Here is a 22,169-nt window from a genome sequence, read left to right as displayed (position 1 = left end):
GCCCATAAACAAAAATGGGCTTTAGCTGATAAAAAAAGTTTATTGGTTTGGAGAAATATTAAATTTTGGTTTTAAATTATTTTTCTCAATACGATCTGAAAATGTGTGTAAAACCTGTAATTTATATTGCTCAACATCTATATTTTGATAATTATAAAAACCCTGTTTTTCTCTCAGACCATTACGTTGTTGACGCATATTTTCTGCAATAATTTCAGGGGTACGATAGCGATCACCCAACTCCTTTTCCAAATACTGTGAAGCGTAATACAGTATATCTCCTCCACCCCAGTCGATGAATTCGAGTAAACCTAAAATCGAAAAACGTAAACCAAATCCTGTCCGAATTGCAGTATCAATATCTTCAACTGAAGCTACACCTTCTTCTACCATTCTAGCTGCTTCATTCATCGCCAATGCTTGAATTCGAGGGACGATATAACCTGCTTTAGCATTACAAACGACGGGGACTTTGCCAATATCATGCAGGAATGTTTTCAAACGATTGACCACTTCATTTGAAGTCTGTTCTGAACGACTTAACTCCACTAACGGAACAAGATAGGCGGGATTCAGCCAATGCGCATTGACCACTCGTTCAGGGAGAGAAACCATCTCCGCAATATCAGTGACCAGAAAAGTGGAGGTGGTCGATGCTACAATGCAATCTTTAGAAATATAGGAGTCAAGCCAAGCGAAAATATCTTGTTTTTGCTGCCTAACTTCAGGCACAGCTTCCAATAACAGTTCACAGGATGATAATGCAGCAACACTATTCTCTTTACTCAAGACTTCGATCTTATTCAGAATAAATAGCACTTGTTCAGTTTGAATAAATTTAATTTTTTCAAGCAATTGAAGCTCTTGTTGTAGATCAGTATAAATCTGATTTTGATATTGTTCAAACTCAGACACACTGCGTAGTTTGGTATCAATTAAATGCACCTTGAGCCCCGCATAGGCAAAAGCAATGGCTATTGCTTTTCCCATACGTCCTGCACCCAATACTGCAATATTATGGATCGCAGTCATATCAGACTCCTTGTTGCAGTGTGCTTTGTAATTCAGTTTTAGATTTTCCTGCAAGTCCTAAAGCTTCCAGCGTACGACCATCTTTATACAGATCCTTACCTGTTACTGCTGAAGCAACATTCAATAAACCTTCTGCAACAGGTGTCGCGACTCCCGCCCAACGGCCCACAGAAACTAAAAATGATAAGCCTAAACGTGTGTCTTCCAACATATAACGATGTGACTGTAAATCAATATCTTCTCTCCAATCACCACTATCTGTTAATTTTCCATGCGCACCACGCCCATACATCCATTCATCACCTTCACCATCTTTATTGTAGTGATCGGCTAATGGAAAATGCGGTGCTACATATCCAAGTGCTTCACGAACTTTCATCCGCTCAGCATCGAGTTGATTGGTCACTCGACGAATAGATGGCTGAGTACCTTCGTTATGAATATCCCAAGCCTCAAAATGTTCCAGTGGTCCTGCATTCATCAGAATAAGTGGTGGATGAATAATCGGTCCTGCATTCATCAATGCACCACTTAAACTATCCTCAATTGGTTCTACACTTGGATAAGCCTGCTTTAATCGTTGAAAAGCGTGTTCTGAAAGTTCACTCGGAAATACCCCTGTTGGTAAACGAGTAGCATAACCACTAATCACGATTTGATTTACACCATGTTTACGCACCAAATAAGGTAATGTTCCCGTTTCTGCAAAAGCAACCTGAGCTGTATTTCCAGCATCCCGCATAGCTTTGGCAAAGATAAAACTACCAAATGTTGCAGGAGGTAAATACACCACTTGCCCTGCTTTGAAGAATGGAGCTGCTTGTTGCGCTAAATCGACATGAGTCGTTGCCGGTAATGGAATAATAATAAGCTCAGCATGCTGAATCGCTTTTTCCAAGTCATCAGACAAATTAATCTGACAATTTTCAAAGCCAACTGTAACCGAGCGATCACCTTTATAATCTTTAATCTTTAAATGCTGAGTTGCTGCAAGTTGTTCTAGTGCCTGAGTATCACGACGCCACAAAACTACATCATGGCTCTTTTCAGCCATTTCTGCTGCGGCAGCATAACATCCGTGTCCACCACCTAATACTGTAATTTTCAAATGATATCCTCCTGATTGATGATGTATCCATCATAAAAGACCTTCTGAAATCAGGCTTATCCAAATACGCAACGATCATTCCATTTACGCAATCATTGTGTTCATTTGAATAGGATTCATTTTCAAGGTTTGGGATGGTAAGCATCCATAACGTTTTTTATAGAACGTTGAGAAATGCCCAAAACTTTGAATTCCGTATTGCAATAAAACCTCGGTCACTGTTTGATTCCCCTGACAATTTTGTAATGCAACATGTACTCGTTCTACTCGTCGATCACGAATATATTCGACAGGTGTTTGTTGCAAATACTGGCTAAATCCTTTTTGTAAGGTTCGTACCGAAACCTCACAATACTGACTTAATACTGTCAAAGAAATCGTATCTTGTAGATAATCATCAATATATTGCTGAGCTTTTTTGATATAGGCAGGCAAAACCAACTGTTTTTGTGTATTTAGCTGTGCGCTATAATTATTAGGAATTTTGAGTAAAATCAATTCAATTAAATATTGGGTAAAACTGGCTGAAATGGAGCTCCAGTTTTGGATATTATAATAGGCATGGCATAAGTAATTGAGCGTTTCAACAATCGAACTAATCCCTTCTGCCGTACAAGACAAACCCGAATCAAATAAAATCGGCTCCTGACTGGTATGCCCTAGCATTTTAAATAATTGTGTTTCAACATCTTGCTGAGAAAGTTTTAAAATAATATTTCGACAATGGTGATTGGTAATAATTCGCTGTTTTATGTTCGGATGGGTCACTGACATGATTCCAACGGATTGTAAAACCTGCTGATTGGCAACACCAACTTTACATTGTCCTTCCAAAGTAATACGAAATAAATAATGACTAAACGCATCATCAATTGTAATCATCACTGGCGCACTATATTTCAAATCATATAAAGCAGAATTGCCAAAACTAAAACCATTTAAACGCGTATTTAAGGGTTCAATTGCTTCCACATCGAACTGATGTGGACATAAATAATGGCTAATTTTTGTTTTAATCGTCTGATAATCATCGGACTTAAATAATAAAAACTCATCTAGATAATGAAGATGATCCAAATTGAGAAACTGTCCCATGACTTCACTCCACGATTGTGAATTAATAAAAATGCCAAAACTCATTAGCATTGAATGAGTTTTGGATTGGTTCGAAATAGAATTCAGTTAAGAAGCATGTTCCTGCTGCATACTGTTGCTAAATGCTTTACAACCTTTTTTCAATAGAATGAAAGCTAAGACACATGAAATACCGCCCACAATTGAGAGCGAGGTTCCCACCATTAATGGATTTTCAAAAACACGATCTGTGATCAATGCAACCAATGTTGTACCAATACCGACAGCAACTAGATTGCTGATGAGCAAGAAAATGGCTGAGATTTGTGCACGTAATTGGTTCGGTGCCAACATTTGCATCGCTGTAGTTGAAATTGGCATAGGGAATGAGGCAAAAAACATAGCTGGAGCCAGCAATGTTACGGCTAGCCATAATTCAGCAACTTGAGTAAATGCAATTAATGGTAGAACCAAACCTACAATACCGATAACACCTGTAATCATTGGTGCATCTTTACGGCCTTTTTGAATCAACCAATCATTGAGCCATCCTGCACAAAATACACCCAGAGTATTGGCAACCAGTAAAACTGTACCGAGCATATAACCAGCTTCAGTTGGGGATAAACCAAACTTACGCATAAAAAATGCAGGTGACCAACTGATTAGACAATACAAAGCCATTGCATAGAAAGTAAATCCAAAATAATGGCAGATAAATGTATTACGGTGCTTCTTTAAAAATGTAAAAGCAGCTTTCATACTGACTTGTTCAACTTGGCCTTGTGCATTTAAACGCTGACCTTTACGCTGCGGATCACGTACAGTCAAAATAAACAATAACCCTATAAAAAGACCCGGTAGGCCAACTAAAATAAAGGCCATTTGCCATGCTTTCACTGCACCAAATATTGGAATTTGAATTAAGCTCATATTTTTCAGTAAACCAATCACATAACCGCCAACTAAAAATGCGATTCCGCCCCCGACAAATGAACCAATTGAATATACTGCGACAGCACGTCCCAATTTATCTTTGCTAAACATGTCACTAAACATCGAATAAGCAGCAGGCGATAAAGCAGCTTCACCGACACCAACACCCATACGGCTAAAGAAAAGCTGAATAAAATTTTTGCTTAAACCGCACAGCGCAGTTGCAAAACTCCAGAAAATGATTCCGATAGCGATAATTTTAGGTCGTGAAAACCGATCAGCTAAATAAGCCAGAGGTAATCCCATAAAAGCGTAAAACAGTGAAAAAGCTAAACCGTGTAATAAACTAAATTGCGTATCGGTTAAATCAAGATCGGCCTTAATCGGTTCAATCATCAACGCCAATATCTGTCGATCAATGAATGAAAATATATAAGCCAGCATACAAAGTAACACCACATACCATGCATACATATTTGAATTAGAACGTGTTAGTTCTGTTGAATTGGTATCCATTTTGCTTCCTTGTCAATGCCATTTTTATAATCTGTACTCTTTAGAGAGGTAGATTCATTTCAGGAAATATCCATTTCCTATCATTTCCATGAAAATAACTTACACCATAATTATTAAATTTACATGTAATTTTCCATGTTATTTTAGGTATAAAATTATACTTTTTTCATCATTGGGATTTTTTTGCTTTTTTAGCCTATTTTTTTAACTTATCGATACAATCGTCATTCTCACTATATACTTATGATATTTATATATTTTTTATAATTGAATTTTGAAGAATAAATATACCTTAAATTATATAAGTTTTTTATTAGAAAATATATTTCAAAATTATATTGAAATTTACATTTATTTTTGTTTTAAAATAAAGCAATCTAGTAAACACTTATGGAAATGGACATGTCATTAGTAAAAGAAAAGGCGATCGAAAGTATTCATAGCATGCACGTGCTGATCGAAAAGATTTTTAGTGGAAAACATTCAGAACAAGATTTACCATTACTCATTGATTATTTTGCAGATCATTTTGAAATGGTAGGCGCAGCTGGGAAACGCATTTCCCTACAGGACGTAAAAGGGTTATTTGCAAACAATCAAGGAAAAATGCCAGATATTCAAATTGAAATTTATGATGAACAGATTTTAATGCAAAATGAAAATGTAATTGTTTTAACCTATACGGAAAAACACACCAAAACTTCTGGTATTTTAATTCGACGTTCATGTGCATTAATTGAAGAAATCCAAGGAAAAATGCTCTGGAGTTATCTACAAGAAACATTTTTATCATAAATCAATACATTAACTCTAATTTATGCTGACAATAACCAATATTGCATTGAAGTTTCTAGGTTAAATTTTTTCAGTCTAAGTACTAATTTAAGATGTTTTCCATCAAGCTTTATTGCTGATATAGCAACATTTATTAGAAGAGAATTAAGCTAATGTTTTGTCAGACCTTTCATTAAGTCAATTTATGGTAAAACAAAATTATAGCGCAATAAAAAAGCCCGACATCCTGTCGGGCTTTTCCGTATTTGTACCTGTGGCATAACTCCTGTCATACCTACATTCCTTCGCTCTATTTTTTATTCTTATTTGGAACATCCTGTTCTCTATATATTTATGATAGGAAAAAACTAAATTCAGCGATAGACGTCAAATCCGTAAATACTTGTACGCTGTAGCGTACATAATCTCAATCTTTTCAATTATCATCAATGTTTTAATCAATTCAAACCTGCTTTGGCGGTGGACGGCCCTTCAATAATGGTTTTAACTGCCCTCGTTAAAAGGCCAAATAATGCCTTTGCAAAACCGACTATACCAATATGCTCGCACGTCATTTTCATCAGCTCTTTCAAAATGGTAAAGAAACCAATCTAATTCTTCCTTAATTTCTAAATGATATTTATATTTAGCTACAGATAAATAGCCCTGTATTTCATAAAGCTCATCAAATAATGGAGCTGTTTCTTCAAAAGTTAATTGTTGAATTTTATCAATATATTCTTTTATTTGAGTTTCATATTTAAATAACATTCTAGAAATATCTATTTTCACATCTCTATGAATGATTAACCTTTGTTCAAATTCAGTCCATGTGTACTGCATACTAAAAATCATCCTTTTCATTTTCAAATCGCTTAAAGCTGAAGTGATGTGTATTTGGCCTTAATCTATTTACTATCGATAACATATAACTCTTTTAACACATTTAAATTATGCGGTACTTGTCCATTTTCATTTTTGAATCCCCATGATTTCATGGTTTTGTTTAAAAAATTAACAACATCACTCTATCACATTGAAAAATATAAATAACATATTGTTTTTTCTAAAATCAGATGAATAACCACAAATTTAAATGATTTAGCAATAATTTTTCATTATTATAATTTTCGAACAAATAAAAATCATAAAATTTTCATTAATGAATAATTTAAATAATTATTGATTATGTTTTGTTCGTGAATAATTAAATATTATGGAGAGATAAATGATGCAGCTAAAGGGCTTAAAGCTAAGCGCAGGGGTCGCGCTATTGGCCTGTGGATTTGCCGGCCAAAGTGCATTGGCAGATTCGTATGTATTCGTAACCAATACCACACCGCAGACCGTATCAATACAAGCTACACAAACGGGTACACATATTTTACAACAAGGAAATGAGTGGGCACAGGAAGCCACGCAAATCGCTCCATATGAAACCAAACGTGTACTGCGTATAAACCGCTATACGGGTTTAAAATCAGGAAAAACATATAACTTTGACACTGTCATCAGTAGCGGTAGCTCTAAGATTACGTTAAAGCAAACCATGACTGGAACATGGTCTGGTAGCAACATTAAGCATGGTATTCAAACCGCATCAGCTACATCACCATGGTACTCAGATCGTAATGTTTATCGTCTTAACACGACTTATGGTGGTTTATCGGCTCAAGCTGCTGTTAAAGCTGAATATACAGGTGGCTATGATGACTTCCACTATACGATTCATCAAAACACAGTACCGGAGCCTGTTTCGACCAGTGCTGATGAATTAAAAGTATTGACCTATAATATTTATGCTTTGCCAATGGTTGCGAGCAAAATTAGTGAGCGTTTAGCCGAGTTGCCAAACCACTTGAATGGTTACGATGTCATTATGATGCAAGAAGCTTTTGCTTCTTCTCGTACAGGCATGTTGAATCAACTGGCTCAACAATATCCGTATCAAACTCATGTCCCTGTAGGTTCAGGTTATAATTTATTTGACAGCGGTTTAGTGATTGTCAGTCGTTATCCTATTGTTAAAACTGCACAGTTAATTTACCCAGATTGTTCAGGAACGGATTGCTTTGCTGACAAAGGTGTCTTGTATGCTGAAATTATCAAAAATGGTAAGGCTTACCATGTGACGTCAACGCATACTGCATCATTTGATACTGATGAAGCGCGCGCATTACGTCAAGTTCAATTCCAACAAATCCGCCAATTAGTCAATCAACAAAACATCCCAAGTTTTGATGCTGTATTGATGGGTGGTGATTTTAATGTCAACAAGTTTTTATGGCCGCAAGACTATCAGAATATGCTGACCAATCTAAATGCTACAGCACCAATCAGCACGGGTTATACAGCGTCTACTTTTGACCCACGTGTGAATAAACTTGCTGGTGCAGCAGGTTCGGGTGGTACAACCGTTGAATATCTTGATTATGTCGTGGCTTCAAATACACATCGTCAACCGACTCAATCTCGCAATGATGTTCGTATCTTACGTACTACAGCTGACCCATTGTATATGACATGGGATCTTTCTGATCATTTCCCTGTAATGGGACATTTTAACTACAGTCCATAAAACGGAAAGCTGTATGAATAAAAGACTTGTGCTAACAATTATTATTGTTTTAGCGGTCTTGCTTGCCATTGTAGTTTGGAAGAGCACCGCCTCTTCCGCTACGATCCAGCAATCAGAACCATCATCTCAGGATTCATCAACACATGTGACTGATGAAACAATGCAAAATAAAACCAAGGATGAACTTTTCCAAACAACCTTATTAAAGCAATTAGAATCGCTACAAAAGCAACCGGGAAATATCACTCAATTTCTCAATGACTTTAAAGCAAACTGTCATGTAGCAGACTGTAATGCTGCCCTAGCAAAAGCATTGGCGGACTACCCTGATCAAAAATTTGCACAGTTGGTTGAGAATCTAATAAAACGTATGCCTCAATATGAACAACGTATGCAAAGTACGGTGTTATCAACTTCTTTGTCACCAAAAGAACGTTTTAATACCTTATGGAAAATAAGAGAACAAACTTTAGGAAAAGAAGAAGCCATGCTTGGTTTCGGGCAAGAACGTCATTATGCAGATTATCGTTTTTCTTATCATGACTTAGCTCAAAATCCAAATCTAAGTGCTGAACAACGCTTAAAAGCGTTTGAAGAATTACAACGCCAATATCCAGATGCAACGCAACAAGAAAGTAAAATCGGACTTTATGAGCAAGCCATCACTTTGCTCAATCAAGGTCAAAATAATGCTGCTGAAACAGAACGTCTAAAACAGGAATTACAACAGCATTATCTCACTGAACAGGAACGACAAGAGATTCGGCAACGGGATCAACGTGAAGTACAGCAACAACAACAGGCCAATCAGTATCAACAGGCGGTAAATCAATTACAGCAAGAAATGGAGCCAATGAAGGCTCAGTTGTCGAATGATGAATGGCAAAAACAATATCAAACACGTTTAGAAGATTTACGTCTAAAAATGTTTCCTTAACAACATGTATTCAGCCATCTATATCATGTGAATAGATGGCTTTCTTTTTTATCAACATACAGCCAAATCTGTTTTAGCTGTATGTCCCCCTAAGTTTTAATTACTTGTGAATATCTATTTTTACTAAATAAATAGTGATTATGAATGAGATTTAGTCCGCTGTAATGCTTCATTCCATAAACTTAAATAATGCTGTCGTTGATCCTCACCCATATTCGGTTCAAAAGCTTTATCTAACTTCCATGATTCTGATATTTCATCTAAATTGTTAAAAATCCCTGCTTTTAAGCCTGCCATAGCAGCAGCACCCCAAGCTGTTGATTCTAAAAGTTTTGGACGTAATACAGGCACATTTAAAATATCAGCTTGAAATTGCATCAGCATGTCATTTTGACTTGCACCACCATCAACACGTAACTCTTTTAAAGGTTGTGAAATATCAGATTGCATTGCGGTCAATACATCTGAAACTTGAAATGCAATCGACTCTAAAGCAGCACGGGCAATGTGGGATTTGTTGGTACCACGTGACATTCCACAAAGTAACGCACGAGCATCACTATCCCAATGTGGTGCACCAAGCCCAGTAAATGCTGGAACGAGTACGACCCCATCGGTATCATTCACTTGGCAAGCCAAGCTTTCCACTTCAGCACTGTTTTTAATAATCCCTAAACCATCTCGTAACCATTGCACAATCGCCCCTGCCATAAAGACACTGCCTTCTAGTGCATAATTTGTTTGATTTTGGCAGTTCCAAGCCAATGTTGTAAGTAGTTGATTTTTACTAAATTGAATTTGATTGCCTGTATTAAACAGCATGAAACAACCCGTACCATAAGTATTTTTTGCTGTGCCTGCTTCAAAACAAGATTGGCCAAAGAGCGCTGATTGTTGATCACCAACTACACCACAAATTGGAATATCTGCACCTAATAGGCCAGGTGCTGTATTGGCAATATATGCATCTGAACTGATAATTTTAGGAAGAACGGATGGCGGTATATTAAATAATTCCAGTAATTCAGCATCCCATTCTTGAGTTGCTAAATTCATCAACATTGTTCTTGATGCATTACTGGCTTCAATCACATGTTGTGAGCCTTGGGTTAAATTCCAAATAAGCCAACTATCGACTGTTCCAAAAGCAACATGACCTTGTTCAGCAAGTGCTCGTAAACCATCGACATTTTCCAGCAACCAAACTAATTTTCCCGCACTAAAATAAGGATCTATCCTTAGCCCTGTTTTTTGATGAATTTTATTTGCAAGATTATTTTGAATTAGTTGATTACACCAATCTGCTGCACGTCGGTCTTGCCATATAATTGCAGGTGCAAGTGGACGTCCATTACGTTTGTCCCAAACGATTGTTGTTTCTCGTTGATTGGTTAAACCAAGTGCTTTGATATCTTTAGCTAGCAATCTTGCCGATGCAATCGCTTGTTGCACAACACCAATTTGTGTTGTCCAAATTTCCATAGCATCTTGTTCAACCCACCCCGAATGTGGTGTCTTAATTTGTGTTTCTCGCTGAGCAGTCGCATAGATTTTTCCATGTTCATCAAAAATAATTGCTCTGCTAGAGGTCGTTCCTTGATCAAGTGCGAGTAAATAGCTCATCTTTTCTTGTTTTAACTCTTGTAAAATGTTGATAGTAACGCAATTATATATCTAAGCGCGTCATTTGCTATAACTGGTATGAATTATCTGCATAATTTATAACAGTTATGTTATGATAGCGTCGTTATCTGGGGATGTTATTGGCTTCGACGCTGATGATGAAGCTCATAGATGCATGCCGAGAGCGCATTTTCTCTCGTAAATCAAATTTGCATATTTTAGTCGCAAACGACGAATCTTACGCTCTAGCTGCCTAAGGGCAGCTTGTCCGCTTCACTGAATACTTGTGGTCAGTGAACCCGACCGAAGCGCACGCACACAAGTCCGTATAAAGTCACGCCTCGGGGCTTTATACCAAACTTAGAGGATCGCGTTTTGTACCCTGTTCGTCGGGTCACTTAATGTTAAAATAATTGACGATATCTAAGCATGTAGTATTCTCGAGTGTAGTGTTGGCGGACGCGGGTTCAACTCCCGCCATCTCCACCAAATTTTTAAATTAAGATCAATCATGATTCGTCATGGTTGATTTTTTTTGCCTTTTATTTACTATATATCAGCAGTTTAAGCATATATTCATTAATCATAATCAATCACGGACAACAATGAACAATGTTTATAAATCACCATCAATCATGCTAATGTGTTACACAGGTGTGACACGCGTGTAACAGGTACAAGATATGTTGTCAGATTCACAAGTAAAAGCTTTGAAGGCCCAAGAAAAAAGATATTCACTCGCAGACGGTGAAGGCTTGTCTATTGATGTTCATCCCACTGGGAAAAAGAAGTGGGTACTCTCATATCGAGTCCACGGAAAACAAACAAGAAAGAGTTTGGGTGAATACCCTGATGTTGGTTGTAAAGAAGCTCGTCAAATTGCACGACAATATAAAGCAGAAGCTCAAGGAAAAACTTTAGATTCGCCAGCTGTTAAAACTGTTATTGATGAATGGTTAAAGATGATGACCCCGCGTTGGTCCAGTCAAAAGTATGTAGATACAGTTATATATAGGTTGAGCTATATCTCAGAAGACTTTGCAGAACAGCCTATTGATGCGATTGAAAGAAAACAAGTTGTTAAAAAAGTTAAAGAAATTGTAGGTAAAGGAACACTTGAAACCGCAAAACGATCTCTCAGACTTTTAAGCGAGATATTTAATTTTGCGATTGCTTCGGATTATACGCAAAAAAACCCATGCACCCTTGTTGCTGATGTTATTCCACAACAAACAGTACAAAACATGCCTTCTCTTGATTCTGAGCAAATGCCTGAATTTTGGAAACGTATTAATAATTCTAATGTTACACCTGAACTGTTACACGGATTAAAGCTTGTGTGTTACACAGCTGTGCGAATCTCTGAGTTATTGAGTGCAAGATGGGATACTGGCGAAATTGATTTAGAAAATAATCAATGGATCATCCCTGCCTCTCGCATGAAGATGCGTAGAGATCATGTTGTGCCACTAACGAAGCAGACTAAACAATTATTTCAAGATTTATATGACCATCGTGTTGATGATGGCTTTATCTTTAAACACACAAGAAAACCAAATCAACCAACTCGATCAGAAACTATTTTAGCTATCATTAAGAGAAATGGTTATGGAGGCCAAATGGTGACACATGGTTTCCGATCTTTATTCTCAACTCATGCCAACAATTCTAAGAAATTCCGTGCTGACGTAATTGAGTATCAAATCGCGCATGTTCCCAAAGATCGTATTCGTGGAATTTACAATCGTGCTGAGTATTGGGAAGAAAGAAAAGAATTAATGGAGTGGTACTCAAATGAAGTTGATTCTTGGATGAATTAAAATGAAAAAATGACATTTACTTTAATAGATATTGCCCTCAGCTGAGGGCTTTCTCAAACAACTTCCTCTCTTTCGCACGACGATTCGTAAGCCCACGCATCACTTTGCCGCCTGCCCGATTCCATCGACCGAATTGTTCAGCAGCTCCTTTGTAGTCTTTGGCATTTAACTTTTTAAACAAAGTCGAATTTAAGAATGCACCTACTCCAATGTTATAGGCCAGTGAAACCAAAGCGTCGTACTGGTTTTGATTAAGCGGTACCTTGACCTGATTCACAGCTGATTCAAATTGTTTTAAATCTTGGGCCATGTATGACTTGGCTTGCTCGACGGTGCAAGTATCGCCTTTCTTGACTTTGGTACCATTAATCACCGTGGTACCGTAGCCGATGGTCCATATACCTACACCGTCGTCATAGGCTTTGAGTCGAAGCCCTTCAAATGAGCAGATTAAATCGATTCCGTTTGTGCTTATTTTCATCTGAATATTGCTCCAAAGGCTTCTTTAATTTCTGTGATAATTTCCATGAAGGATTTACCTTTCATAAGCTGTACTGACTGATAAGCGATACCAATACAAAGCATTCCAAAAATGGCAAACACAAGCATGACGAAACCCTGCGACATATGTGAATAATGCCCAAGATCGTAGTATTCAATGAAGGCTGAACCGCCATATAAACTAATAGCCACACTAAATGTGAATTTCATAATCACACCCATTGTGATTTTGATACGCCCTTGTGTATCAATGTCTCCGCTTAATGTCAGGGCAAAAATAGCCCCGATCACCGCAGCTATAATTTTAAAAAGCCATGGTAAGCCTTTGATTGAAATCGGATCGTTCAAGGTATTTCCCCTATTTTTTGGCAATAAAAAAGCACCTTTCGGTGCTAGAACTGAATAGCTTCAACATCTCCAATCGTTTCAGCCTCATAAATCAATTGTCGAGCAATGCGACCACGTTCATGTGACAAAGCAATATGCGTCTGCAATGACTGGTAGAGTCCTCTCAATTGAGAAGGACTCAGTTCAATAAATTCATTGCTGGCTGTTGTCCAAACTTGGCTGACATCTGAATTCATTGCTAAAAGAATCCGTTGTTGCGAGACTTGATCTGAATCATAGGAATGTGATTCAAACTCAAAGCCCCCAGATTCAAATGCATCACGCGCTGCTTTGATTTGATCCCACTTTGCATTTTGAACTTGTTCCAATGTACGAGGATCAACCCATTGTTTAAGTTGATAATTGAAAATGTGATGTACAGAAGGTGCTATGGGTAAATCCACCCACCATCCACGATAATACATGTTTAAGTGTGGTGGATCAGAAACAGCCAAAAAACCTGCTTCTTTATTCAATTGTATCGTTTCTGCATTTGCTGAAATAATCTTCAGCAATTCACCATGTTTTGAAATAATTGCTGTCATTTTTTCAACTCAATTACTGAAATACTTCGACCTACAAATTTAATTTGTGTATCGCCACCAACTCCGATCTGGACATTTGTCAAACTTCCCATATATGCAAGACCAACCTTCATTGTGTATACCGCTGTACCAACAAAACTATTTTCAACTAAGGATACAACTGACAATGTTCCCGATACATCCACCCCTGAGTTACCAAGGACTGATGTCGGTGCAAGGTATGAACGGCCAACCAAGGTACCATTTCTATAGACGCTTAAAGCCATCCTTACATAACGTCGCTCAGCTTCTGACACAGTCCCACCGCTATTTGTAACCGCTAAAGCAATATTGGTTGTTGTTAAATTAATCACCGTAAGTGTTGCGCTAATTGAAGCTTTCCCCCCATTACGCGTCATTGTGATTGAACCTAACTCGCCTATTGCACTCTCCCAAGCTTGAAATTGTGCTTCCGAATCTGTTGGAAGTGGAGTGGTCATATTTGTTCGAATCGTTGCAGTATTCATACTCAAATCTGCGAACTTTGCACCAACTGGCACACTCACCGCTTCATCTTGAATTTTTAGTGTAGTCACCGCTAAATTATCAATTTTCCCTGATGTTACAGCCAAGTTGTCAATTTTGGCAGTTTTAACAGCCAAGTCTTCAATATGTGAAGTCTTGACTGCTTGGTAATCCATCATCGCTGATTTCAAATATGCTGATACAGGAAAGACTGTGCCCGTCAATGGGTCTGTAAATGGAGTTGTACGAAAAATAAATGGATAATAACCATCACTTCCACCACTACCGACTGCAAGAGTATCAACATTGAAAATGTATTTACCTTCAACACCATCATTTGCACCTCCCCACCCCACAACTTTGCCATTCACATCAATCTTTGTGAATTTCTGAGCATACAATCCACCAACGGATTCAGATACATCTTGAATACTCGCAGTATTTTGCCCAACCTTGGTTTGCAAAGTCGTCGTAGCTGTGACGTTGGCTGAAACTGCATCAGCATTTGCTTTAATCTGCTGTTGATATAAAGCATCATTCTGATTCATTTGAGCAATAACTTGATCAGTGCGAATCGATTGCGATAAATCACCTTCAATCCGTGCCGACTGTTCAGACCATACACCCGCATAACCTGATTCAGAACCAATCAAATCTGATTCAGAACCAATTAGCTTAGGATTAACTTGCGCATAAATCCCATCAACTCGGATTGTTTGTGCAGCGATCTTATTATCAGCTGTCGTTAAATCCGACTTGACCTGATTTAAAGCACCAGTACTTGCTTTACCATCAAGTTCTAAATCTAAAGCATCAATCAACACTGCATTGGCATTTGATTGATCAACCGCAACTTGTGCAGAATTACGCACCGTCGCTAATGCTGAATCATTTTGGGCGATATAAGTATCAATCTTTTGGACTGTAGCTTTATCACCTTCAATACGAGCAATCACCTCTTGCTGTGCAAAGGCTTGAACATCATTGACTTGAGCAACAGTGGTATCGATACGTTTGCTTAGTACCAAATCCCCTTCAATCATGGCTGATTGTAGTGACCATGTACCTGCAAAGCCTTCTTCAGAGCCGATTAAATCTGATGTAGAGCCGATCAGCTTTGGATTGACTTGGGCGTAAACTCCATCCAATTTTGTTGCGGTGGTAGACAGATTATTTGCAACCACATCAATGTTGGTTTGAACGGCTGCAATACCTTGCTCACTCGACTGTTTAACCGTCTCAACAACAGCAAGCACATTATTATCACCTTCAATAATTTGCTGTGATAATCCATCTTCTGCCTGCTGAATCGCATACTGACGATCAACAATTTCTTGTGCAATCTGTGCCTTGGTATTCTGAACATCCTGTTTGATCGGACCTATTTCAGCATCTATGGTTTCTATATGGTCAATCTTGGTCTGTAAGTCTTGATGTAACTGACTTTCAGTAATTTTGCCATTTAAAATATCAAGTACTGCTGACGCATCGGCTGATGTTGTACCGCTGACCCAATTTGACCAATCACCAATGTTGCCAATGCGATCAATCAAACGTCCTCGGTAAAACTGTGTCAGATTCGGTTGCATACCTTGGATGGTATGCACTGTTGTTGGATAAGCAAATAAACCCAATTGGCCAATATTTGATACGCCATCTGGACTGACTTCAATTTCAGTATAAGCCGTATCTAACGCACCCACCGCAGGAAACAACCAGGTTAATTTCATCCCGAATAAAATGCCCTCGGCTGAAATAGATGCTAACTGTGGTGGTTTGCCTTGTTTGCCACTGAGTTCAGTCAAGACCGAATACGTCGGCAATGAAGCCACATTAAATGCAGAAATTGCAGTGACTTTAGCTTCATATTGACCTGAATAAATCCCCTGAACTTCAACAGAGTTATTGCCAGTGATTGGCAACTTTAACCATGATCCATCATCTTTACGCCACTCAACCAGATACTTTGTCGCCCCTTGTGCTTGATTCCAGGTAATCAGCATAGTTGCGACTGTTAAACCTTGCTGCACCATGTCTTCACTAGAAATCACAACATTTGAGACAGGTGCTTGAATATTCGGATTAACAATCGAAATTGGACGGTCATCAATATAAGCTCCATGATCAATCGCATCATATTTCAATGGATTGTATTGCAAGCCAGTGATGGTAAATTGATGATCGTCATCCTGGGTAATGGAAATGACACGGAACTTCATGGTTGCTAAGTCTTGTGCATCCACCACCCAAACGTTTTGTGCTGCGACTGCATCAAAAGCCGCAACGACTGTGATGATACGACCAGCAATCGATTGCACAATTCGTGCTTGTGCTTTGCCTGATTCCCCATTTACAACTAAACGATCACCTGCACGACACACCACATCATCACGATCCAAAGTGATTTGTTTTAAATCTGCGCTGACTGCAGCGATACGCCCACCATTGGCACGACCTGCAAATAACTCATCCGCAATTTCGATGACTTTCCCAGGTAAAGGAATAAATCCATCTAGTCCGACTTTAAACGTCACTGTTCGGGTTTCAAACTGTTCTGATTTTAAGGCCCATAAACCTGCACGTTGTGCCTGACCTTCTGAAGTACTTCCCCAAGCTGAAATATCAGCAATTTGCACCCCAAGCTTAGAAATGGCTTTTTCATCACGTATAGGCAGTGTTTCAGTTTTATAACGGTTTTGCGGGTTATCCCATTTTACATTGGCAACTGAATGGCGATCTCGCGCACGTGTGCCTGAATATTCAAAGTTCCCATCAATGACATTCGCGCGGGTATAAGTGAAATAGGTGTCCTGCGGTACATCTGCATCACAAACGATTTGTGAACCATTCCAATAAATAAATGCACGAAATACGCCTGCCATTTTTGACAAGACTGTCCATGCATCTTCTTGGGATTGTTCATAAATATTCAGTGTAAAGCGTGGTTCTTGGCCACCCTTACCATCGGGTACCAATTCATCACAATACTGACCTAGCCGATAAATTGACCATTTATCCACCATACTGGCATCAATACGCGGAACAGATAAACACTCGTCATAAAAGTGCCATGCAGGATTATTGGTATAAGCACGTTGAAAGGTACCATCCCATATCCCTGTATAAATACGAGTTTCAGCATTGTAGTTACTTGGCACCAAGATTTCGACACCATCACATTCAACTGAAACTTTAGCAACATTGGAGAATGTTTCCGCATCGTATTGCAGTCCCAATAAAGCTGTATTTGGATAACGTAATTTTGCGTCAATGACTTCTGCTACGGCTTCAACATACATTTTATCGCTAACATACTCAGACGTTGAGTTTGCTGTTATACGACGTACACGAATTTGCCAACCAATATCAGCTTGAGGTAAATCAATACGATGAGTACGTTCATAGTTTGCCGATGTTTTATCTGAAATCTGGGTATTTAGCGCTTCAGTCCAGGTACCACCATCGGTTTGCACATCGATGGCATAGAGAATGGTAATCCCATTTACATCACCATTTTTGGCATTTTGTTCACGTAATGGTCCCCACTTTAAACGTACTCGTACAGCATCCAAATCAAGATTAGTAAAAGCTTTGACCCAAGGTGTATCCGATTTTAATTCTGTACCGATTGCAATTTCGGAAGAAATATCGGGAAAACCTTCAATATAGTCTTGGTCATTGGTACCTAGACGTAAATCAACAGTAATATCCTGAAAGTTTTGTTCTCCGTTTAAACCTTCAAGCGGTGTATCGTCCAAAAAAATCGATTGATTACCTCTGGCCAAACCTTTAATTTTACCTTTCGACAACCCATACAAAATTTTAATATAGGTTTTGGACTGTGCTGAATCTGCTGCAACTTTTGCTTGACGCTGTTTACCTTGCCCTGCTTTCGCACCTTTGATCATTGCTTCCATAATTTTCCTTACGCAATAAAAAAGGCGCTTTAAGCGCCTGAATATTTCTAAAATGTTTTACATGATGTCTTCAGCATATTGACCTGCCGATACGATAAAGCCGCCAATCTCTCGACGACCACGCAATACAGGCACTGGATTACCTTGCGCAACCGTGGTCACCGCACCACCGAAGCCAAAGTTGGCTTTATTGCCATCTTGGTTTTGGTCTTGGCTATTATCAATTTTTGGCATAAGCATTTGTGCTACACCGCCAACCATCATCCCGATACCTGCACCGATCAAACTCACACCTACTTGGGCACCAATACCAGTCCAACCAGCAACATACCCAACCTCGACACCAACCACGACCATTACAGCGCCAAGAATTGTATTCAAAACACCATTATCACCACCCGCGCCAATTACCTTGGGTACAATTTTAATCACAGTGGCTTCGGTTCCCATATCCAATTCTTTTTCAGAAATATTGTGTTTATCCTGGAAAACCGCAAATGTCAGACCATGTTCATGTGCATGCAACATGAATTTTTCAAAGCCAGGTATTTGTACCGATAAAGCTCGTACCGCTTCACGAGTATTGGCAACATCCAATTTGAATTGTTTACCGAATTTTTTGGCTAAAACCCCATACAATTTAATAGTTTTTAACATGACGGATCACCTTTGCTACACGTTCTTGCCATTGTTGGCCAAAGATTTCACGGACTGATTTTCGTCCATATGGATGATGTAAAATCAATGATGAACCGATACACGCTTCTGTTTGCTCAGATTTCAAAGCACCCTGATCACCTAGCCAAATCACTGCATGATTAACATGCTCTGTACGCCCCACACGGCACAGCATCACATCACCGTACTTCAAGTCATTAACTTCAACAAAGCCCGCTTTGCCAAAATTTTCTAGATATAAAGAAGCATTGTCTGCCGATTCCCACCAACGATCTGAGCGCTCAAAATTAGGAATTTGAATATTGAGTTCACGTTGATAAAAGTCACGTACAATCGAATAGCAATCTTGCCAACCATGATGATAATTCCGCCCAATCAAAGGGAATTTAAATCCACAAGGTTGATAAATTGCAAAATCCAAATCAGGATAAGCACAAATCACCCAAGGTTTTTCATGCAATTCTATCTGATGCAAGTCCAGATCGGATGCACGTGTGGTTGCATCCGGGTGTGAATGCACATAGGCTTGAATCTCGCCTTGATCCTCAGCATTGGCTAAATCTACATGATGAATTTCAAAGCTATCCTTCAGCTGTGAAGTATTACGACAACGGACGTATGTGTTATTGACGATCACACCACAACATTCTGTTGGATACACCTCTGCAGCATGTAAATGTATGGCTTTCTTTAATTTTGCGGTTAGCTTCATTGTTTTATTACCCCAACAAATTCGATGCAGGAAAACCACCATGTGGCAAAGGCTTATTTTCACCAAAGCGCAATTTGCAAGAACTGATATGACCACCGCATTTATCTAGGCTTGGATCATCCGTTGGTTCATCTTTGTCATTAAACATGCTTGCACCGGTATAACCACATTCTTCACCACGGTAGTTTCCCATCATGCACCAGTGGCACATCGATGTGATTTGACGAATCGGGATTTTTTGACCTTCAAAATCAATCGGATTCGAGAGTTCAAAGGTCACCGCTTGGTCATTTTCAGAGGTCTTTTGCTCGATATACCACAGCTGCTCTTTGGCTTCATTGGATGCACTTGGATTGCCCACACTAAAGTTTTCAGCATCCAGATATTTAACAGTGGTTCGAATAACCTTTAACTTAGCCCCAACAAAATCATCGAACTGTAGACAATATGTAGATACTGCACCCTGAATGCCGTTGATGTTGTTGGCCATACTTAAAGTCGGTGCAGAAGCTTTTCCATCTGTACGCATCTCTAAGCCTGATGCTTGAATTGCCATCGGCTCAAAAGTTTGACCTTGCCAAATGATATTACGTTGCCAAATCTTTTCAGTGCCTACATCAAATACCTTGCCAATAGAGCCAACATCCGCTCCGATCAACCCATCTGATCCAATGGATGAATAAATCCTTTCCCAATCTTGAAATGCAATATGTCCATGAAAACGTAAAATGCCAGCACCTAAGTTGCTGGCATCCAATTCAAACAAGGTAATTAACCCATCGACAAACAGCTTTTGAAAATCACTGTTGAGGCTCATATGTGACCTCATCATAAATTTGATTACCGTTGTCATCGAGCACAGGCACATCATCAAAGATTGGTTTACCTTCTGAATCTAACGCTTGCACCAATTCAAATACGGGTTCACCCTTTTCATTAACAAGCGGTTGTTTGGTCAGTGTCGCAATACCTTGTGCATCTGTGACCAAGTAAGTTTCTTTCTTTTGAAATGGCTTGCCTTCAACTATAACAACTTGCCCCTGATCATCGATCAAATCAGTCAATCGAGTCATGTAGCTTGGTTGCATCGCATACTTCAACTGTTGAATCATACGCGGCTGTTTTTCAGTTCTTGGAACTTTGTGAATGGTTGGTTTGGGTATTGAATGTAAACGAATATCAATCCAACGTGGTTCACCCTTCGAATTATTCGGTATGTCAATCGGCATATCTAAATTCGCAACAATATCACCATCTTCATTAAGTTTTTTCTTATATGTTTTGATTTCAATGTCACCATTTTCTAGCGTTTGATATTCAACTGCACAAATACGGTTGCCATTGCTGTCAGTTGGCACCTCAATCCACCAGCTCTCTTTAGCAAAACCTAGCGTATTTTTAATCAGGTAATGACCAATATCGACTTTTTCAAATAAAGGTTCTTGTTCTAACGCCTCTTCATTGGGTTCTATTTTTTCTGAAAAGAGTTTAATAATTGGTGACGCATTTTTAATGAAGCCGTTGGAATCTATAGTCGTGTTTAAGTCAGTTTTTAATTTTCTAACAATCGGATTTACCAGCCCCTCATACCATGAGGAAATAAGTACATCACCTGTTGAGTGACTAATTGAGATTGTTGCATGCGTATTATTCGTAACAAGATACATGGATGGCGCATACTGTAGACTCATCTGAGATACTGACTCGTTTCTATATATTTGGCATTTCCCTTGAAGTTTTGAATAATAATCATCTATTGTTGAAAGACCGCTAATCTGACCACCTTTACCACCAATCCCAAATGCCCCAACTTCCATCACATTGCCACTTGCAGTCCCCACTTGACGACTTGCTGCATGCGTGTTATTGGTGAAATTTTCATTTACTTTTGTACCAGTCGAACGAAAGGTATCACCACCAGCACCACTTGGTGCAGTACCTAAACTTACTGTTTGAATTGTCATATTTTTCTCACAAAAAAGCCCCGACAATGCGGGGCGTGAAATAGATTGTATTTAAGGTTTAAAGTCTTGGGTGAATGTAGTGGAGATGGACCAGACATCCCCGCCTAAACTGACTGGGGTGTAATCCCCTGCCACCACTCGAACTTCACCATCTAGCGGCGAATCCCATAAAAATGAATCAGCACCCTTATGTGCATCAAAAAAGGCTTTGATCTCTTGTATCAAAGCCTTCTTGCCAGTTTTTTTGAATGCCCATGTGGATGACCGATTGTTAATCCCTACACTCGTTCGCTGTGTATATCCATCACCAAAACTAGACTGAAGGACTTTAAAGCTTGAGGTTTGGGAGTTGCCATCTAGGTCGTTGCACCATGTGAATTTTTGATTGCTCATAACTTCGGCCATTCAATATTTATCGAGATATTGCGAATATCGCCTTTAAAACGCTTTCTGCAATCCTCAATGGTGGTGCTATCTACATCTGGATCCTTTGCTTTAGATTCTCTTGCTAATAATCCAACTTGTCGTTGCTCTCGATTAATCACCGCCCTTACCGAATCGTG

The 22,169-nt window shown here is 38.9% G+C and carries 19 protein-coding genes and 1 other RNA gene; 5 read left to right on the top strand and 15 right to left on the bottom strand.

All coding sequences use genetic code 11. The features are described 5' to 3' along the window. Nucleotides 1-39: 39 nt before the first annotated feature. The 4 genes from GGG_RS0113565 to GGG_RS0113550 all read right to left on the bottom strand — a co-directional run bounded on the left by GGG_RS0113565 (nucleotide 40) and on the right by GGG_RS0113550 (nucleotide 4,666). Complete coding sequence (locus GGG_RS0113565; RefSeq protein ID WP_010115778.1) at nucleotides 40-1,032, bottom strand: 3-hydroxybutyryl-CoA dehydrogenase; 993 nt, start codon at nucleotides 1,030-1,032, stop codon at nucleotides 40-42. 1 nt (nucleotide 1,033) lies between these two features. Next, entirely contained in the window at nucleotides 1,034-2,140 is a 1,107-nt protein-coding gene (locus tag GGG_RS0113560) for an NAD/NADP-dependent octopine/nopaline dehydrogenase family protein (protein ID WP_010115777.1), read from the bottom strand. Between the two features lie 84 nt (nucleotides 2,141-2,224). Further along, complete coding sequence (locus GGG_RS0113555) at nucleotides 2,225-3,235, bottom strand: AraC family transcriptional regulator (protein ID WP_010115776.1); 1,011 nt, start codon at nucleotides 3,233-3,235, stop codon at nucleotides 2,225-2,227. An 87-nt stretch (nucleotides 3,236-3,322) separates the two neighbouring features. Then, nucleotides 3,323-4,666, bottom strand: a complete 1,344-nt coding sequence (locus GGG_RS0113550; protein WP_010115775.1) for an MFS transporter — start codon at nucleotides 4,664-4,666, stop codon at nucleotides 3,323-3,325. A gap of 402 nt (nucleotides 4,667-5,068) precedes the next feature. Here GGG_RS0113550 and GGG_RS0113545 point away from each other — a divergent pair, with 402 nt between their 5' ends. Continuing rightward, entirely contained in the window at nucleotides 5,069-5,461 is a 393-nt protein-coding gene (locus tag GGG_RS0113545; RefSeq protein WP_010115773.1) for a hypothetical protein, read from the top strand. A gap of 483 nt (nucleotides 5,462-5,944) precedes the next feature. Here the strand turns inward: GGG_RS0113545 and GGG_RS0113540 are convergent, their stop codons facing one another. Then, nucleotides 5,945-6,283 (bottom strand): hypothetical protein, encoded by a 339-nt coding sequence (locus GGG_RS0113540; protein ID WP_029574592.1) that lies wholly within the window; start codon nucleotides 6,281-6,283, stop codon nucleotides 5,945-5,947. A 388-nt stretch (nucleotides 6,284-6,671) separates the two neighbouring features. Here GGG_RS0113540 and GGG_RS0113535 point away from each other — a divergent pair, with 388 nt between their 5' ends. Together GGG_RS0113535 and GGG_RS0113530 are read left to right on the top strand one after the other, a co-directional pair. Continuing rightward, nucleotides 6,672-8,018 (top strand): sphingomyelin phosphodiesterase, encoded by a 1,347-nt coding sequence (locus GGG_RS0113535; RefSeq protein WP_029574591.1) that lies wholly within the window; start codon nucleotides 6,672-6,674, stop codon nucleotides 8,016-8,018. Between the two features lie 13 nt (nucleotides 8,019-8,031). After that, the gene (locus GGG_RS0113530; protein WP_010115766.1) at nucleotides 8,032-8,955 is read left to right on the top strand and encodes a lipase secretion chaperone; all 924 of its coding nucleotides are present in this window, start codon (nucleotides 8,032-8,034) and stop codon (nucleotides 8,953-8,955) included. A gap of 138 nt (nucleotides 8,956-9,093) precedes the next feature. On the opposite strand, the gene glpK is transcribed toward GGG_RS0113530, so the two are convergent. Beyond that, nucleotides 9,094-10,578 carry a glycerol kinase GlpK gene (gene glpK, locus GGG_RS0113525; protein ID WP_010115765.1) on the bottom strand — a complete coding sequence of 495 codons (1,485 nt, stop codon included), beginning with the start codon at nucleotides 10,576-10,578 and terminating at the stop codon, nucleotides 9,094-9,096. A gap of 130 nt (nucleotides 10,579-10,708) precedes the next feature. Between glpK and ssrA the strand changes: the two genes are divergently transcribed. After that, nucleotides 10,709-11,067: a transfer-messenger RNA gene (gene ssrA / locus GGG_RS20700) on the top strand. Nucleotides 11,068-11,261: 194 nt separating this feature from the next. Further along, nucleotides 11,262-12,398: a tyrosine-type recombinase/integrase gene (locus GGG_RS0113520; protein WP_010115764.1), complete on the top strand. Its 1,137-nt coding sequence runs from the start codon at nucleotides 11,262-11,264 to the stop codon at nucleotides 12,396-12,398. 37 nt (nucleotides 12,399-12,435) lie between these two features. On the opposite strand, the gene GGG_RS0113515 is transcribed toward GGG_RS0113520, so the two are convergent. From GGG_RS0113515 to GGG_RS0113475, 9 genes are read right to left on the bottom strand one after another with little or no spacing between them, the layout of a single operon-like run. Further along, entirely contained in the window at nucleotides 12,436-12,879 is a 444-nt protein-coding gene (locus GGG_RS0113515; RefSeq protein WP_010115763.1) for a lysozyme, read from the bottom strand. Continuing rightward, complete coding sequence (locus GGG_RS0113510; RefSeq protein WP_010115762.1) at nucleotides 12,876-13,247, bottom strand: hypothetical protein; 372 nt, start codon at nucleotides 13,245-13,247, stop codon at nucleotides 12,876-12,878. The genes GGG_RS0113515 and GGG_RS0113510 overlap by 4 nt, the downstream gene beginning before the upstream one ends. 44 nt (nucleotides 13,248-13,291) lie before the next feature. Beyond that, a complete protein-coding gene (locus GGG_RS0113505; protein WP_010115761.1) occupies nucleotides 13,292-13,831 on the bottom strand; it encodes a DUF4376 domain-containing protein in 540 nt (179 codons plus the stop codon). Next, nucleotides 13,828-18,252, bottom strand: a complete 4,425-nt coding sequence (locus tag GGG_RS0113500; protein WP_010115759.1) for a host specificity protein J — start codon at nucleotides 18,250-18,252, stop codon at nucleotides 13,828-13,830. The genes GGG_RS0113505 and GGG_RS0113500 overlap by 4 nt, the downstream gene beginning before the upstream one ends. Before the next feature lie 57 nt (nucleotides 18,253-18,309). Beyond that, on the bottom strand, nucleotides 18,310-18,909 hold the full coding sequence (locus tag GGG_RS0113495; protein WP_010115758.1) for a tail assembly protein: 600 nt from the start codon (nucleotides 18,907-18,909) through the stop codon (nucleotides 18,310-18,312). Then, the gene (locus GGG_RS0113490) at nucleotides 18,893-19,642 is read right to left on the bottom strand and encodes a C40 family peptidase (RefSeq protein ID WP_010115757.1); all 750 of its coding nucleotides are present in this window, start codon (nucleotides 19,640-19,642) and stop codon (nucleotides 18,893-18,895) included. Before GGG_RS0113490 ends, GGG_RS0113495 begins: the two co-directional genes overlap by 17 nt. 7 nt (nucleotides 19,643-19,649) lie before the next feature. Next, nucleotides 19,650-20,459: a phage minor tail protein L gene (locus GGG_RS0113485; protein ID WP_010115756.1), complete on the bottom strand. Its 810-nt coding sequence runs from the start codon at nucleotides 20,457-20,459 to the stop codon at nucleotides 19,650-19,652. Beyond that, nucleotides 20,443-21,606, bottom strand: coding sequence for a hypothetical protein (locus GGG_RS0113480; protein WP_010115641.1), 1,164 nt, complete (start codon nucleotides 21,604-21,606; stop codon nucleotides 20,443-20,445). Before GGG_RS0113480 ends, GGG_RS0113485 begins: the two co-directional genes overlap by 17 nt. A gap of 51 nt (nucleotides 21,607-21,657) precedes the next feature. Beyond that, the gene (locus GGG_RS0113475) at nucleotides 21,658-21,999 is read right to left on the bottom strand and encodes a phage tail protein (RefSeq protein WP_010115639.1); all 342 of its coding nucleotides are present in this window, start codon (nucleotides 21,997-21,999) and stop codon (nucleotides 21,658-21,660) included. Between the last annotated feature and the right edge of the window lie 170 nt (nucleotides 22,000-22,169).

It is taken from the genome of Acinetobacter sp. P8-3-8, from assembly GCF_000214135.1.
In the GTDB taxonomy this organism is placed as follows: Bacteria; Pseudomonadota; Gammaproteobacteria; order Pseudomonadales; family Moraxellaceae; genus Acinetobacter.
This window is presented reverse-complemented; position numbering and strand designations above follow the sequence as displayed.

Bases quoted from the DNA above. Each gene is read 5' to 3' on its own strand.
- GGG_RS0113565 (WP_010115778.1), bottom strand. From the start codon at position 1,032: ATGACTGCGATCCATAATATTGCAGTATTGGGTGCAGGACGTATGGGA.
- GGG_RS0113555 (WP_010115776.1), bottom strand. From the start codon at position 3,235: ATGGGACAGTTTCTCAATTTGGATCATCTTCATTATCTAGATGAGTTT.
- GGG_RS0113550 (WP_010115775.1), bottom strand. From the start codon at position 4,666: ATGGATACCAATTCAACAGAACTAACACGTTCTAATTCAAATATGTAT.
- GGG_RS0113545 (WP_010115773.1), top strand. From the start codon at position 5,069: ATGTCATTAGTAAAAGAAAAGGCGATCGAAAGTATTCATAGCATGCAC.
- GGG_RS0113540 (WP_029574592.1), bottom strand. From the start codon at position 6,283: ATGCAGTACACATGGACTGAATTTGAACAAAGGTTAATCATTCATAGA.
- GGG_RS0113535 (WP_029574591.1), top strand. From the start codon at position 6,672: ATGCAGCTAAAGGGCTTAAAGCTAAGCGCAGGGGTCGCGCTATTGGCC.
- GGG_RS0113530 (WP_010115766.1), top strand. From the start codon at position 8,032: ATGAATAAAAGACTTGTGCTAACAATTATTATTGTTTTAGCGGTCTTG.
- glpK (WP_010115765.1), bottom strand. From the start codon at position 10,578: ATGAGCTATTTACTCGCACTTGATCAAGGAACGACCTCTAGCAGAGCA.
- GGG_RS0113520 (WP_010115764.1), top strand. From the start codon at position 11,262: ATGTTGTCAGATTCACAAGTAAAAGCTTTGAAGGCCCAAGAAAAAAGA.
- GGG_RS0113515 (WP_010115763.1), bottom strand. From the start codon at position 12,879: ATGAAAATAAGCACAAACGGAATCGATTTAATCTGCTCATTTGAAGGG.
- GGG_RS0113505 (WP_010115761.1), bottom strand. From the start codon at position 13,831: ATGACAGCAATTATTTCAAAACATGGTGAATTGCTGAAGATTATTTCA.
- GGG_RS0113500 (WP_010115759.1), bottom strand. From the start codon at position 18,252: ATGGAAGCAATGATCAAAGGTGCGAAAGCAGGGCAAGGTAAACAGCGT.
- GGG_RS0113495 (WP_010115758.1), bottom strand. From the start codon at position 18,909: ATGTTAAAAACTATTAAATTGTATGGGGTTTTAGCCAAAAAATTCGGT.
- GGG_RS0113490 (WP_010115757.1), bottom strand. From the start codon at position 19,642: ATGAAGCTAACCGCAAAATTAAAGAAAGCCATACATTTACATGCTGCA.
- GGG_RS0113485 (WP_010115756.1), bottom strand. From the start codon at position 20,459: ATGAGCCTCAACAGTGATTTTCAAAAGCTGTTTGTCGATGGGTTAATT.
- GGG_RS0113480 (WP_010115641.1), bottom strand. From the start codon at position 21,606: ATGACAATTCAAACAGTAAGTTTAGGTACTGCACCAAGTGGTGCTGGT.
- GGG_RS0113475 (WP_010115639.1), bottom strand. From the start codon at position 21,999: ATGAGCAATCAAAAATTCACATGGTGCAACGACCTAGATGGCAACTCC.